The sequence below is a fragment of the Halobaculum sp. D14 genome (assembly GCF_051195135.1).
Taxonomy (GTDB): Archaea; Halobacteriota; Halobacteria; order Halobacteriales; family Haloferacaceae; genus JBNTKA01.
In genome coordinates this window covers 639708-652566 of sequence record NZ_JBNTKA010000001.1, presented here as the reverse complement: position 1 = coordinate 652566, position 12859 = coordinate 639708, and the positions used below count along the sequence as shown (strand labels likewise).

Annotated in this window: 12 protein-coding genes and 1 pseudogene; 6 read left to right on the top strand and 7 right to left on the bottom strand. The window is 70.8% G+C overall.

What is annotated here, in order from left to right; all coding sequences use genetic code 11:
* Positions 1-23 precede the first annotated feature (23 nt).
* Positions 24-614 carry a peroxidase-related enzyme gene (locus tag ACQUST_RS03265; protein ID WP_435124874.1) on the top strand — a complete coding sequence of 197 codons (591 nt, stop codon included), beginning with the start codon at positions 24-26 and terminating at the stop codon, positions 612-614.
* Positions 615-736: 122 nt separating this feature from the next.
* Here ACQUST_RS03265 and ACQUST_RS03260 read toward each other — a convergent pair whose 3' ends face one another.
* On the bottom strand, positions 737-937 hold the full coding sequence (locus ACQUST_RS03260; protein ID WP_435124871.1) for a heavy-metal-associated domain-containing protein: 201 nt from the start codon (positions 935-937) through the stop codon (positions 737-739).
* A gap of 180 nt (positions 938-1117) precedes the next feature.
* Between ACQUST_RS03260 and ACQUST_RS03255 the strand changes: the two genes are divergently transcribed.
* Positions 1118-3751 carry a heavy metal translocating P-type ATPase gene (locus ACQUST_RS03255; protein ID WP_435126096.1) on the top strand — a complete coding sequence of 878 codons (2634 nt, stop codon included), beginning with the start codon at positions 1118-1120 and terminating at the stop codon, positions 3749-3751.
* Between the two features lie 34 nt (positions 3752-3785).
* Here ACQUST_RS03255 and ACQUST_RS03250 read toward each other — a convergent pair whose 3' ends face one another.
* Positions 3786-4781 carry a hypothetical protein gene (locus ACQUST_RS03250; RefSeq protein WP_435124869.1) on the bottom strand — a complete coding sequence of 332 codons (996 nt, stop codon included), beginning with the start codon at positions 4779-4781 and terminating at the stop codon, positions 3786-3788.
* Between the two features lie 101 nt (positions 4782-4882).
* Between ACQUST_RS03250 and ACQUST_RS03245 the strand changes: the two are divergent.
* A pseudogene (locus tag ACQUST_RS03245) lies at positions 4883-5260 on the top strand (CopG family ribbon-helix-helix protein); the annotation flags it as partial.
* Positions 5261-5391: 131 nt separating this feature from the next.
* Here the strand turns inward: ACQUST_RS03245 and ACQUST_RS03240 are convergent.
* The 3 genes from ACQUST_RS03240 to ACQUST_RS03230 all read right to left on the bottom strand — a co-directional run bounded on the left by ACQUST_RS03240 (position 5392) and on the right by ACQUST_RS03230 (position 7437).
* Positions 5392-6903: a cryptochrome/photolyase family protein gene (locus tag ACQUST_RS03240; RefSeq protein ID WP_435124866.1), complete on the bottom strand. Its 1512-nt coding sequence runs from the start codon at positions 6901-6903 to the stop codon at positions 5392-5394.
* A 133-nt stretch (positions 6904-7036) separates the two neighbouring features.
* Positions 7037-7213, bottom strand: coding sequence for a hypothetical protein (locus ACQUST_RS03235; RefSeq protein ID WP_435124863.1), 177 nt, complete (start codon positions 7211-7213; stop codon positions 7037-7039).
* On the bottom strand, positions 7213-7437 hold the full coding sequence (locus ACQUST_RS03230) for a zinc ribbon domain-containing protein (protein WP_435124861.1): 225 nt from the start codon (positions 7435-7437) through the stop codon (positions 7213-7215). Before ACQUST_RS03230 ends, ACQUST_RS03235 begins: the two co-directional genes overlap by 1 nt.
* A 92-nt stretch (positions 7438-7529) precedes the next feature.
* On the opposite strand from ACQUST_RS03230, the gene ACQUST_RS03225 reads away from it, so the two are divergent.
* Positions 7530-8159, top strand: coding sequence for a hypothetical protein (locus tag ACQUST_RS03225; protein ID WP_435124859.1), 630 nt, complete (start codon positions 7530-7532; stop codon positions 8157-8159).
* A 52-nt stretch (positions 8160-8211) separates the two neighbouring features.
* Here the strand turns inward: ACQUST_RS03225 and ACQUST_RS03220 are convergent, their stop codons facing one another.
* A complete protein-coding gene (locus ACQUST_RS03220) occupies positions 8212-9888 on the bottom strand; it encodes an acyl-CoA synthetase (protein WP_435124857.1) in 1677 nt (558 codons plus the stop codon).
* A 131-nt stretch (positions 9889-10019) separates the two neighbouring features.
* Positions 10020-11408 carry a hypothetical protein gene (locus ACQUST_RS03215; protein ID WP_435124854.1) on the bottom strand — a complete coding sequence of 463 codons (1389 nt, stop codon included), beginning with the start codon at positions 11406-11408 and terminating at the stop codon, positions 10020-10022.
* Positions 11409-11527: 119 nt separating this feature from the next.
* Here ACQUST_RS03215 and ACQUST_RS03210 point away from each other — a divergent pair, with 119 nt between their 5' ends.
* A complete protein-coding gene (locus ACQUST_RS03210) occupies positions 11528-12505 on the top strand; it encodes an aldo/keto reductase (RefSeq protein WP_435124851.1) in 978 nt (325 codons plus the stop codon).
* A gap of 85 nt (positions 12506-12590) precedes the next feature.
* A complete protein-coding gene (locus tag ACQUST_RS03205; protein WP_435124849.1) occupies positions 12591-12818 on the top strand; it encodes a DUF7543 family protein in 228 nt (75 codons plus the stop codon).
* Positions 12819-12859: the final 41 nt, after the last annotated feature.

Genomic DNA, 12859 nt, shown 5'->3' with positions numbered 1-12859 from the left:
TGTCCGTCGGCGAACGCGGAGTCGTGACAGACTCCCAGTCGCCGACCCTGAACGACGACGCGCAGCGCCGATTCCCGGTGCCGGACTACGACGACCTGCCGGCGGACCTCCGTGACCGAATCGCCGAGGAGGCGGACCGCGCCGGGTTCACGCCGAACGTGTTCGCGGCGCTCGCGTACAGGCCGAGCCACTTCCGGGCGTTCGTGGCGTACCACGACGCGCTCGTCGACGACACCGCCCTCGACCGCGAGGAGGTCGAAATGATAATCGTCGCCGTCTCCGGGCGGAACCACTGCCTCTACTGCAACGTCGCCCACGGGGCGCTCGTCCGGATTTACGCGAAGGACCCCAAGCTCGCAGACCAACTGGTGTCGAACCACCGCACCGCCGACGTCAGCGACGAGCGGATGGCGATGCTGGAGGTCGCGGTGAAGCTGACGGAGGAGCCGGACGCCGTCACCGACGACGACCTCGACATGCTGGTCGAGGCGGGCTACTCGCGGGAGGAGGTGTGGGATATCGGCGCCGTCGCCGCCTTCTTCAACCTCAGCAACAGGCTGGCGACGTTCGCGGACTGGCGGCCGAACGAGGAGTTCTACACGATGGGGCGCTGACCGGCGCGAGCGGCCAGAGCTCGCAAAATCGGCCGACTCCGCCGAATCGGCCGGGTCAGCAGAATCGGCCGACTCAGCAGAACCAGCGGAATCAGCGGAGTCAGCCGAGCGGGGCGGTGGCGTTACTGCGTCGATTCGACTTCGTACGGCTCCGGGACGGCGGCGACGAGGTCGAGCGGGTCGGCGTCGCCCTCGACGGTCGCCGAGTCGGCTTCGTGGTCCGCGGACACCGACGTGACGCCGTCGACCTCGCTGAGCGCCGTCTCGACGGAGTCCTCACAGCCGCCGCAGGTCATGCCGCTGATGGTGAGTGTCGTCGACATAGCCGTTCGTTGGAGCCGCGGCTTGATGCCCGTTACGGTCCCGGTTCTCTGCGCGCCGCCCGGTTTGGATTCGAAGAAATTTCTCAGTATCACCCCTGGATTCCGAAGTCGAACCGCGGGTTCACTGAATCGGAACAGTGGAAAGCCGCTTGAACGGGGAGCACGTATCTGTTCGTAATGATCGACACGCACAGAGTGACAGTCGAGGTGCGCGGGATGACCTGCGCGAACTGCTCGGCCACCATCGAGGACGCGCTGGAGGGGCTCGACGGCGTCTCGGCAGACGCGAACTACGCCACCGACGAGGCCACCGTCGAGTACGACCCGGAACGGGCGTCGCTCGCCGACGTCTACGACGCCATCGAGTCCGCCGGCTACGACCCGGTTGCGGAGTCCGTCACGGTCGGCGTCACCGGGATGACCTGCGCGAACTGCTCTGCCACCATCGAGGACGCGGTCGGGTCGCTGCCGGGCGTGATTTCGGTGGACGCGAACTTCGCGACGGACGAGGCGACCGTCCGGTACGACCCGGCGGCGACCCGGCTGTCGTCGGTGTACGACGCCATCGAGGACGCCGGCTACGAGCCGATTCGTGAGGGCGGCGACGGGGACGCGGACGAGCGCCGGGACGCCGCCCGCGAGGCGGAGTTGGCGCGGCAGCGCCGGCTGACGCTGTTCGGCGCCGCGCTGGCGACGCCGCTGGTCGCGATGCTGCTGCTCGAACTGTTCGCGGCGGGGACGCTCCCGGAGCACGTCCCGGGGACGGCGCTGCCGTTCGGCTGGGTCGCGTTCGCGCTGGCGACGCCGGTACAGTACGCGCTCGGCCGCGAGTTCTACGAGAACGCGTACAAGGCGGTCGTCGTGAACGGCCGCGCCAACATGGACGTCCTCATCGCGCTCGGGTCGTCGACGGCGTACGGCTACTCCGTGCTCGCGCTCGTCGGCGCGCTCCCGCAGGCCGGCCTCTACTTCGACACCGCGGCGCTCATCCTCGTGTTCATCACGCTCGGGAACTACCTCGAAGCCCGCTCGAAGAGCCAGGCGAGCGCCGCGCTCCGCTCGCTGCTCGAAATGGAGGCGGACACCGCGACCGTGGTCCGCGACGACGGGACGGAGGAGGAAGTGCCGCTCGAAGACGTCGCCGTCGGCGACCGGCTGAAGGTGACGCCGGGCGAGAAAATCCCGACGGACGGCGTCGTCCGCGAGGGCGAATCCGCCGTGAACGAGTCGATGGTGACCGGCGAGTCCGTCCCGGTGACGAAAGAGCCGGGCGACGAGGTCATCGGCTCCACGGTGAACGAAAACGGCGTGCTGGTCGTCGAGGCGACGAAGGTCGGCGAGGAGACCGCCATCCAGCAGATCGTCCAGCGCGTGAAGGAGGCGCAGTCGCGCCAGCCCGAGATTCAGAACCTCGCGGACCGCATCTCGGCGTACTTCGTCCCGGCCGTCATCGGCAACGCGCTGCTGTGGGGCGCCGTCTGGTTCCTCGCGCCCGAGGCGCTCGCGTCGTTCGTCGGCGGCCTGCCGCTGTGGGGGCTCGCCGCGGGCGGCCCGGCGGCGGTCGGCGCCACCGAGTTCGCGGTGCTCGTGTTCGCCTCCGCCGTCCTCATCGCCTGCCCGTGCGCGCTCGGCCTGGCGACGCCGGCGGCGACGATGGTCGGCACCAGCATCGGCGCCCAGCACGGCGTCCTGTTCGAGGGCGGCGACGTGCTCGAACGCGTCAAGGACGTCGACGCGGTCGTCTTCGACAAGACCGGGACGCTGACGAAAGGCGAGATGACGCTGACCGACGCCCGCGTCGTCGCGCCGGCGACCGACGGCGCCGCGGCGACGACCGACGACGCCGCGGACGGCGCGTCGGCCGGCCAGGACCGCGACCGCAACGTCGACGGCGACGGTGACGCCGCGGCCGCCGGAGCCGTCACCGAGGAGTTCCTGCTCGCCGTCGCCGCGACCGCCGAGAGCGGCAGCGAACACCCGATCGGGGAGGCGGTCGTCGCCGGCGCACGCGACCGCGGCGTCGACGCTGGCGACCTCGACGTCCTCCAGAACGTCTCCGGGAAGGGCATCCGCGCCCGGACGGAGCACGGCACCGTCGTCGTCGGGAAGCCCGAGTTGCTCCGCGCGGACGACGTCGACCCGGCGCCGGCGCTCGACGCGATGGCGGAACTGGAGTCGGAGGGGAAGACGGCGATGCTGGTCGCGCTCGACGGCGAACTGCTCGGCGTGCTCGCGGTCGCGGACGAGGTGAAGCCGAGCGCCCGCGACGCCGTCGCCGCGCTCCGCGACCGCGGCGTCGACGTCCACATGATTACCGGCGACAACGAACGCACCGCCCGCGCCGTCGCGGAGTCGGTCGGCGTCGACGAGGAGAACGTCCGCGCCGGCGTGCTGCCGTCGGACAAAGCCGACGCCGTCGAGGCGATTCAGGCGGACGGGTCGCGCGCCATGATGGTCGGCGACGGCGTCAACGACGCGCCGGCGCTCGCCGCGGCGTTCGTCGGCGTCGCCATCGGCTCCGGCACCGACGTCGCCATCGAGGCGGCCGACGTGACGCTGATGCGGTCGGACCCGCTCGACGTCGTGAAGGCCATCAACGTCTCGGAGGGGACGCTCGCGAAGATCAAGCAGAACCTGTTCTGGGCGCTCGGCTACAACACCGCGATGATTCCGCTGGCGTCGCTCGGCCTGCTCCAGCCGGTGCTCGCCGCCGCGGCGATGGCGTTCTCGTCGGTGTCGGTGCTGGCGAACAGCCTGCTGTTCCGGCGGTACGACCCGGACGACCGGTACCGGCTGTTCGGCTGGCTCCGGTGACGGCGCGTCGTCGGACGGCGCGTCGCCGGACGCCTCAGAGCACGCCGAGCAGGAAGCCGACGCCCATGGCGACGAGGACGACCGCCGACACCGTGGGGAAGTGCTCGGAGTAGCGGTCCATCCGGTCTTCGAAGCGCGTGTAGCCGGCGACGAGCAGGAGCGTGAGCGCGGTGATGACGCCGACGACGGTGCCGGCGTACGCCAGCATCAGCCCGAGACAGTGCTGTGACCCGGCGCAGATGGCGATGATTTCGAACTCCTCCTCGTGGGCGAAGCCGAGCACGAACGCGGAGACCGCGATGCCGTACAGGCCGTCGTCCGCCGACAGCGCGTCGTGGTCGTGGCCGTGGCTGGAATCGCTCTCGTCGCCGCCGACGAACGGGAGCGCCGCGGTCAGCCGCCCGAACACGCCGCCGTCTCCGTGCGAGTGGTCGTGGTGGCTGTGGTCGTCGTGGGTGTGGCCATGGTCGTCGTGGTCGTGGGTATGGTGGCCGGAGTCGTCGCCGTGGCCGCCGTCACCGTGGCCGTCGTGGCTGTGCGAGTGAGCGACGTCGACGTCGCGGTGCAGGCGGCCGGGGCCGTCCGCCGGCTGCTCGTCCGCCGACGCGTCGCCGTGTGAATGGTTCTGGCCGTCTCCGTGGCCGTGCGAGTGGCCGTGTGAGTGCTGGTCGTCGTGGCCGTGCGAGTGCCCGCCGCCGCGGTACTCGCGGACGCCGAGCAGGACGAGGAGGACGCCGGCGAAGACGCCGATCGGGGACCCGATGGCGACGCCGAGCACGTGCAGCGGGTCGGAGAGGCCGTCCATCGGTATCTGCGTCTTGAGGAGGAAGAAGACGCCGACGACCGCGAGACTGGAGACGAGGTGGCCGACGCCGATGACGAGGCCGGCGGCGAGCCCGGAGAGCCAGCTGTTCGTGCGGTCGAAGGCGTACGCGGCGGCGACGGGCCAGCCGTGGCCCGGTTCGGCGCCGTGGACCGCGCCGAGCGCCAGCGCGCCGACGAGTAAGCCGGGAGCGACGTCGTGAATCACGACGGACCGTCGGCGGCACCGACGGAAAACGGCTGTTATGACCGAATCGCCGGGTCGGTAATACCGAAACGCCGAACCGGCGGCGGCACGGAGGAGGAGGCATGCGGACCAGCCTGAACGTCCCGGACGACGTGCTCGCGGCGTTCGACGACGTCGCCGACGCGGAGGGGTTCGACTCGCGGTCGCGCGCCGTCCGCGAAGCGATGCAGGAGTACGTCGAGCGCCACACGCGGCTCGAAGACGCCGCCGGCGACGTCACCGCCGTCGTCGCCTACGACTACCTCCACGACGACGTGGTCGGCCAACTCCACCGCGTCCAGCACGACTACCAGGACGTCATCACGACGACGAGCCACGTCCACCGGGAGGGCTGGTGTCTCGAAACCGCCTTCTGCGCCGGCGACGCCGCCCGCGTCCGCGAACTCGTCTACCGGCTCCGCGACTTCGACGAGGTGCAGCGCGTCCGCGTCCTCTCGCTCGTCGCCGACGGCAGCCAGAACGGCGACGACGAAAGCCACGACGACGACGGCCACAGCGACGAGAGTGACGGCCACGGACACAGCCATGGCGACGACGGCGACGACGGCCACAGCCACGGCCGAAGCGACGCTTAGAGGTCGCCGTTCGCGGCGTCGGCCCTGACGTCGGCGGCGCGGTCGCGGATGGCGCGCCACTCAGCGTCGTCTTTGTCGTCGACGTGGTGATAGACGAGCCCCATCCGGCCGGTGCCGCGCAGCGTTTCCTCGTGTTCGCGCAGGAAGTCCCAGTAGAGGCTGTTGAACGGGCAGGCGTCCTCGCCGGTCGTCTCGTCCGGGTCGTACGGGCAGGACGCGCAGTGGTCGCTCATCCGGTTCACGTAGTTCGCGGACGCCGCGTACGGCTTCGAGGAGACCAGGTCCGTCCCGAAACTCCCCATGCCGACGACGTTCGGCGTCGTCACCCAGTGGAACGCGTCGACGAAGCCGAGGTGGAACCACCTGTTGAGCGCCGCCGGGTCGACGCCGTACAGCAGCGCGAAGTTCGACAGCACCATCAGCCGCTCGATGTGGTGAGCGTAGCCGCGCCGCCGCACGTGCCCGACGGCCGCGGAGAGACACGCCATGTCGGTGTCGCCGGTCCAGTACAGCGGCGGGAGGTCGCGCTCCTGGCCGAGCTGGTTCGCGTCGGCGAGCCCCGGCATCGCCTCCCGGTAGGCGTGCCGCATGAACTCGCGCCAGCCGAGTAGCTGCCGGACGAACCCCTCGACGGACTGCAGCGGGACGTCCGCGTCGCCGTCGCGGTAGGCGGCCGTCGCGGCGTCGACCACCTCCCGCGGGTGGAGCAGGCCGAGGTTGAGCGCCGGCGACAGCAGCGAGTGCGCGAGCGCCCACTCCCCCTGCAGCATCGCGTCCTGGTACGGCCCGAACGCGGGGAGCCGCGTCTCGACGAACTGGTCGAGCGCGGCGAGCGCCTCCGACCGGGTGACGGGCCACGGGAAGCCGTCGAGGTCGGCGTCGCCCCAGTGGTCGCCGTACCGCTCGGTGACGAACGCGTGGACCTCGCGGGTGAGGTCGTCGGGCTCGAACGTCGGCAGCGGCGGCGCGTCCCAGTCGTCCGGCGGCGTCTCGCGGTTCTGTTCGTCGTAGTTCCAGTCGCCGCCGACCGGGTCGTCGCCGTCCATCAGCACGCCCGTCTCCCGGCGGACGTGCCGGTACCACTGCTCCTGGCGGTAGCCGTCGCCGCGGCCGTCGGTCCACCGGTCCCACTCCGCCGGCGTCGTCACGAACAGGTCCGAGGCGACGACCGAGAGGCTGCCGCCGCGCGACTCGACGAGTTCGCGGAGCCGGTCTGCGGCGCCGTGGCTGGACGGCCGCATCACGGTCAGCGACGCGCCCGGGTTCGCCGCGAAGTAGTCGTCGAGCGCGTCGCCGAACGTCGCCGCCCGCAGGTACGTCACGTCGACGCCGCGGTCCCGCAGGTCGTCGCGGGCGTGCCGCATCGCGGCGAACAGCAGCGTCAGCTTCTGCGGGTGGTACGCCAGCCGGTCGGCGAACTCGTGCGCCTCCACCAGCAGGACGGAGTCGTGTCGCTGGAGCGGGGCGGCCTCCGGGTACAACTGGTCGCCGAGGAGCCAGAGCGTCATTCGCGTCGACCGGCCGTCGAAGCCATTACTCCCGCGTCGGACGCCGCCCTCAAAACCGTTGAGGGTGACCCGGGACCGAGTGCGCGTGGCCGGGTCGCCGCCGGGGCCGCGCGAACCTCGCTCGGCAGCGCCGTCAGCGGTCGGTTCGGTCGTCGTCGACGTCGCGCCGGGCGGCGCGCTCGGCCGACTCGCGGTCCGAAACGGTCTCCGCGTCGCGTCGGCGTTCCTCGCGGACCAGCGCGTACAGCACGAGCGGCGCGCCCACCCCGAACAGCACGAACAGCAGGACGGCCGCCGCGGCTTCGACCATCAGCCGAGGAACACGTCGACGAGGTCGCCGCCGCGGGAGCCGACGTCGCGGTACAGCTCGGAGTAGCCGCAGTTCGTACACGACACCACCTTGAACTTATTTGTCTGAATATCGAACATTTTGCTGAGGCCGCCGCCGGTCGTCGACATCGTGCCGACTTCCGCGTCCGTGTGGCCGCACTTCGGGCAGCCGCTGTCGTCGCCGATGGAGGGCTCGGATGCCATACGGGGCCGACGTTCCGCGTCCGTGATAAGTTTTCTTCCGGCTTCGCGCCGGGACGGCAGGTATTCCCGGCTTCGGCACCGACAGACGGGTGATGTCTGCGGACGACGCGCTCGCGGCGGTGCTGGTCGACGACCCGGAGCCGGTCGACACCAACGGGAACGGCCTCGGCCGCTACGACGCCCACGGCTTCCTCTCGCGGTACGACCGACGCATCGGCGTCGACTCGCGCGGCCTCGTCGTCTACCTCGACGGCGACGACACCACCCAGACCGCGCTGCTGGACGCCGACGGCGGCATCACGAGCCTCGTCGAGGGCGACCTGTACGGCGAGTCGGCCGCGGCGCACGTCGTGAACGTCGCCGACGAGTACGGCGCGTGGCGCTTCCTCGAAGACTGGGTCGCCGACGAGGTCCGCGCGGCGTTCGGCGACGACCTCGACGTCGACGCCGGGGACGCGGCGCCGCACCTCTCCGGGCACGCCCGCGACCGGTGGCGCGAACGGGTCGGCGGCGACCCGCCCGACGCGGCGGCGCTGCTCGACCGGTCGGTCCACGTCGACGTCGACTACGACCGCGAGGTGTACGTGGACACCGAGACGGAGGCCGTGCTGCTCGTCGACCCGCCGACCGTCGTCACGGTGTACCCGCGGCTGTCCGGCATCGACGACTTCGACCTCCGCGACCGCATCCGGCGCGCCCTCGTCGACGCCGACGTCTACTGACGCCGGGAGAAACCGAACGCGGCAGAAGCCGAACGCGGCGGCGCCCGGCGGCTTACTCGCCGAACTTCCGCTCTTCGCGCTTCCGCAGTTCGATGCGGCGCGTCTTCCCGGACGACGTCTTCGGGAGTTCGTCGACGTACTCGATTCTTCGCGGGTACTTGTACGGCGCCGTCTCGGCTTTCATGTACGCTTGGAGCTCCTCGGTGAGCGCCTCGGAGCCGTCGCGGCCGTCGGCGAGGACGACGTACGCCTTCACGACGTTCCCGCGCTCCTCGTGCGGCGACGCGACCGCGGCCGCCTCCGCGACGGCGTCGTGCGAGACGAGCGCGTCTTCGACCTCGAACGGGCCGATGCGGTAGCCGGCCGAGAGGATGATGTCGTCGGCGCGGCCCTCGAAGAACAGGTAGCCGTCCTCGTCGACGCGGGCGAGGTCGCCGGTGCGGTAGTAGTCGCCGGCGAACGTCTTCTCGTCGAGCGCCGGCTTCTCGTAGTAGCCGTCGAAGATGCCGGGACAGTCGACCGGCACCGCGATTTCGCCGATCGTCCCCGGCTCCACCGGCTCCTCGTCTTCGGTGTCGATGAGCGTCGTGCCGAGCCCCGGCGTCGGCTTCCCCATCGACCCCTCCTTCACGTCGATTCCGGGGTAGTTCGTGACGAGCGCGACCGTCTCCGTCTGCCCGTAGCCGTCCCGCGGCGTGATGCCGAACGCCTCCTGCATCGCCTCGATGGGTTCGCGGTTCAGCGGCTCGCCGGCCGACACCGCCTCGGTCAGCGACAGGTCGTACGCCGAGAGGTCCGTCTGCGTGAACATCCGGTACTGCGTCGGGACGGCGCACAGCCGCGTCACGCCCTCCTCCTCCATCACGGAGAGGAACGTGTCCGGGTCGAACTCGCCGTCGTACAGCAGCTGCGACGCGCCGACCGTGAGGCCGACGCCGACCGGCGACCAGAACCACTTCGCCCAGCCGGTGCCGGTGGTCGCCCACAGCAGCTCCTCCGAGAGGTCGACGTCGCCGTCGCTGCCGGGCGCGGACTCGCCGTCGGCGGTGACGCCCCACCAGTACGGCGCGTTCACGAGTTCGAACGCGCGCAGCCACCGGTGCTTGTGGAGCACCGGCTTCGGCTGCCCGGTCGTCCCGGACGTGTAGTTGATGCTCATCGGGTCGGCTGCGCCGACGTCGGGGCCGTCGTGGCTCGTGGACTCGCCGTCGAGCAGCGCCGCGAACGACTCCCAGTCGCCGGCTCCGTCGTCGGCACCGTCGGCGTCGTCGCCGCCGAGCCGGATGAGTCGGTCGAGCGGCGTGTCGTCGACGACCGGCTCGACCATGTCGGTGAGGTCGGCGTGGACGACCGCCGTCGTCGCCTCGCAGTCCGACGCGCGGAACGCGATGTCTTTCGGCTTCAGCATCGACGAGCACGGGACGACGAGCGCGCCGCGTTTCAGGACGCCGAGCTGTACCGCGAACGCGTCCGGGTGCCGCGGGAACAGGTGCATGACCCGGTCGCCCTCGCCGACGCCGCGGTCCGCGAGCGCGTTCGCGAACCGGTTCATGTCGTCGCGGACGTCCGCGTACGTCCGCTGCTCGCGGGCGCCGTCGTCGTCGAGGAACGTCACGGCGACGCGGTCGCCGAACTCGTCGGCGTGCCGTTCGATGACCGACGGGAGCGTGTAGTCGTCCGGGATGTCCCACTCGAACTCCGCCACCGCCTCCTCGTAGCTGACTGCCATACCGGACAGTGGTTTCTATCCGGAATAATAATTTGGGTGGTGATGGCACGCCACAGGGGGACGAACCACCGGGCGACGCGTCGGGCCGAGCGGGCAGCGCGAAGAAGTCGGGGCGTCCGCGACGACGGCCGCTACTCGTCCTCGTCGAACAGCGCCGCGTCCTCGTCGGTCCCGTCGCTGTCGCGGTAGACGTAGACGTCGCTGCTCCCCTTCAGCCGCCGCAGTTGCTCGACGCTCAGGTCGTCGAGCGCCCGTGCGTTCGGTCCGGACGGCTGCCCCCCGCCGGTCGACGACCCGGAGCCCGACTGCCGTGACCCGTCAGCCGACGAATTCGGCGAGCCGTCCGACGTTCCGCCGGCCGTGCCACCCGACGTGCTGCCTGACGTATCACCCGATGTTCCCCCCGACGTATCTCCCGACGTTCCGCCCGACGTTCCGCCCGACGCATCTCCCGAGGAGCCACCCGACGACCCGTTCGGCGCGCCGTCGTCGGCGTGCCGCGAGGTGCCGGATTCGCCCGCCTGATACTGGTCGGCGTCCTGGTTCTCGCCGGTGTCGTCGAAGTTGTCGCCGTCCGGGCTGGTGCCGTGCTGGCGCGGCGCGGCCGCGCGCTCGACGACGGTGCCGCTGGCGCCGACGGCGACGTCCGTCTCGCCGAGCGACAGCGAGTAGAGGTCGGCGGACACCGGGGTGTGCACGCGCTCCCAGCGCTCGTCGCCGGTGCGGTGGAAGATGGCGCCGCTGTTGCCGAGCACCACCATCTCGCGGCTGCCGTCGTCGTGGGGTTCGACGTCGAACGAGCGGAGCGCGGTCTTGTCGGTCACCGAAATCGGCGTCCAGCCGTGGTAGGAGTCGTCGCGGCGGTACAGTCGGCCGTCGCCGCCGGCGACGTAGACGCGGTTCTGTCCGGCGTAGACGTCGTAGAACTTCACCTGGGCGTTGACGATGCCGATGTCTTTCCAGCCGTCGTCCTCGGTGGTTCGGTAGGCGTTGCCGGAGGTGTCGATGGCGTAGCCGACGCCGTCGGACGACGCCGCGAGCGCGGCGACCTTCGAGGCCTTCCCGGCCGGCGTGGCGACCTGCTCCCAGTCGACATCGAAGCCGTCGATGACGAACGGCATGATTTCGCCGGAGCCGTTCGCCATCAGCCCCTTCTCCGTGCCGGACTCGCCGGCGACGGCGATTCCCTCCCACGTCGACGTCTTCTGTTTCGGGTAGGAGTAGTCGTACTTCTTCTGCTGGGTGACGTCGTACATGCCGACGGCGCCCGACGAGCCGAGGAACCAGACGCGCTTCCCGTCGTCGGTGACGTCGAGCGCGCGGAGCTGGTTCTCGCGGGCGTTCGGGCCGTCGTCGAGGACGACCTCCCAGCCGTCGCCGCGGTCGGCGACCAGCGTGCCGCCCGCGCCGATGGCGTACGGGCCGTCGGTCGTGTCGACCACGTCGAACAGCGTCTGGCTGAACGGCGTCGGGACTTCGCGCCACTCCGGTTCGTCACGGTCGGGACCTGTTTCCCACATGACGGCTGAACGGTGAGGCGGCGCGTCCGTCAAGCCGGAAATTCCGTCGGCTCCCGTCCCCGGCCGCCGGCCGCTCACGGACGCCCGGGTTTTTGGGGACTCCGGCCGTCCGGCCGCCCATGGAGTACACGACGCTCGGCGACACGGGCATGGAGGTGTCGAAGATCTGTCTCGGCTGCATGAGCTTCGGCGACCCGGACTGGCGCGACTGGGTGCTCGACGAGGAGGCGGGAAAGGAACTGGTAGAGCGCGCAATCGACCTCGGCGTGAACTTCTTCGACACCGCGAACATGTACTCGGCGGGCGAGTCCGAGCGGGTGCTCGGCGAGGCGCTCGACGGCTACGACCGCGACCGGTTCGTCGTCGCCACCAAGGGCTACTTCCAGATGGACCCGGACAACCGGAACTCCGGCGGGCTGTCGCGGAAAGCCATCGAGCAGGAACTCGACGCGAGCCTCGACAGGCTCGGCATGGAGACGGTCGACCTCTACCAGACGCACCGCTGGGACGACGACACGCCCATCGAGACGACGCTGCGGGCGCTCGACGACGCGGTCCGGCGCGGAAAGACGCGGTACGTCGGCGCGTCGTCGATGTGGGCACACCAGTTCGCGGAGGCGCTCCACGCCAGCGACCGCCTCGGGCTCGAACGGTTCGTGACGATGCAGAACCACTACAACCTCCTGTACCGCGAGGAGGAGCGCGAGATGCTTCCGCTGTGCGACCGGGAGAACGTCGGCGTCATCCCGTGGTCGCCGCTCGCGCGCGGCTGGCTCGCCCGGCCCCACGAAGAGGCCGAGTCGACGACGCGCGGCAAGAGCGACTCGTACGCCCGCGAACACCCGTACCTGGAGGGCGGCGGCCGCGAAGTCAACGAACGCGTCCAGGAGCTCGCCGCGGAGAAAGGCGTGAAGATGGCGCAAATCGGGCTGGCGTGGCTGTTCCAGAAGGACAGCGTGGACGCGCCCATCGTCGGTACGACGAGCGTCGAACACCTCGAAGACGCCGTCGAAGCGCTCGACGTCACGCTGACGGCGAGCGACGTCGCCTACCTCGAAGAGCCGTACGAGCCGGTCCGCGTCTCCGGCCACGAGTGACCGCCGTGCGGCGAACCGCCGGGGTCGGCGCCGTCGCCGCGGCGCGAACCGGCGGATTCAGGGGCCGCGGCGGCGACGCGTCCGTATGAGCTGGGACTCCGTCGACGCCGACGGCGACTACGAGGAGTGGGAGCGCGACGACGGCTACGCCACGATTCGGCTCCGCGAACGCGCCGACGGCGGCTACACGGTCAGGGTCGACCGGCTGAAGCAGGCCGCAGACGGCGCCGCCTACCGCCACGAAACCGTCGCCGACCGGGACGCCGCGGTCGACCTCGTCGAGGCGTGGAAAGCCGAGTTCGACACCGAGTGACAGGCGACCGGTGAGCCGAAGACGACCCGCCTGACCTGCGC

What these genes read in the sequence shown, in the direction of transcription:
- ACQUST_RS03260 (WP_435124871.1), bottom strand. Translation starts at nt 937, where the DNA reads ATGTCGACGACACTCACCATCAGCGGCATGACCTGCGGCGGCTGTGAG.
- ACQUST_RS03240 (WP_435124866.1), bottom strand. Translation starts at nt 6,903, where the DNA reads ATGACGCTCTGGCTCCTCGGCGACCAGTTGTACCCGGAGGCCGCCCCG.
- ACQUST_RS03235 (WP_435124863.1), bottom strand. Translation starts at nt 7,213, where the DNA reads ATGGTCGAAGCCGCGGCGGCCGTCCTGCTGTTCGTGCTGTTCGGGGTG.
- ACQUST_RS03230 (WP_435124861.1), bottom strand. Translation starts at nt 7,437, where the DNA reads ATGGCATCCGAGCCCTCCATCGGCGACGACAGCGGCTGCCCGAAGTGC.
- ACQUST_RS03225 (WP_435124859.1), top strand. Translation starts at nt 7,530, where the DNA reads ATGTCTGCGGACGACGCGCTCGCGGCGGTGCTGGTCGACGACCCGGAG.
- ACQUST_RS03220 (WP_435124857.1), bottom strand. Translation starts at nt 9,888, where the DNA reads ATGGCAGTCAGCTACGAGGAGGCGGTGGCGGAGTTCGAGTGGGACATC.
- ACQUST_RS03215 (WP_435124854.1), bottom strand. Translation starts at nt 11,408, where the DNA reads ATGTGGGAAACAGGTCCCGACCGTGACGAACCGGAGTGGCGCGAAGTC.
- ACQUST_RS03210 (WP_435124851.1), top strand. Translation starts at nt 11,528, where the DNA reads ATGGAGTACACGACGCTCGGCGACACGGGCATGGAGGTGTCGAAGATC.
- ACQUST_RS03205 (WP_435124849.1), top strand. Translation starts at nt 12,591, where the DNA reads ATGAGCTGGGACTCCGTCGACGCCGACGGCGACTACGAGGAGTGGGAG.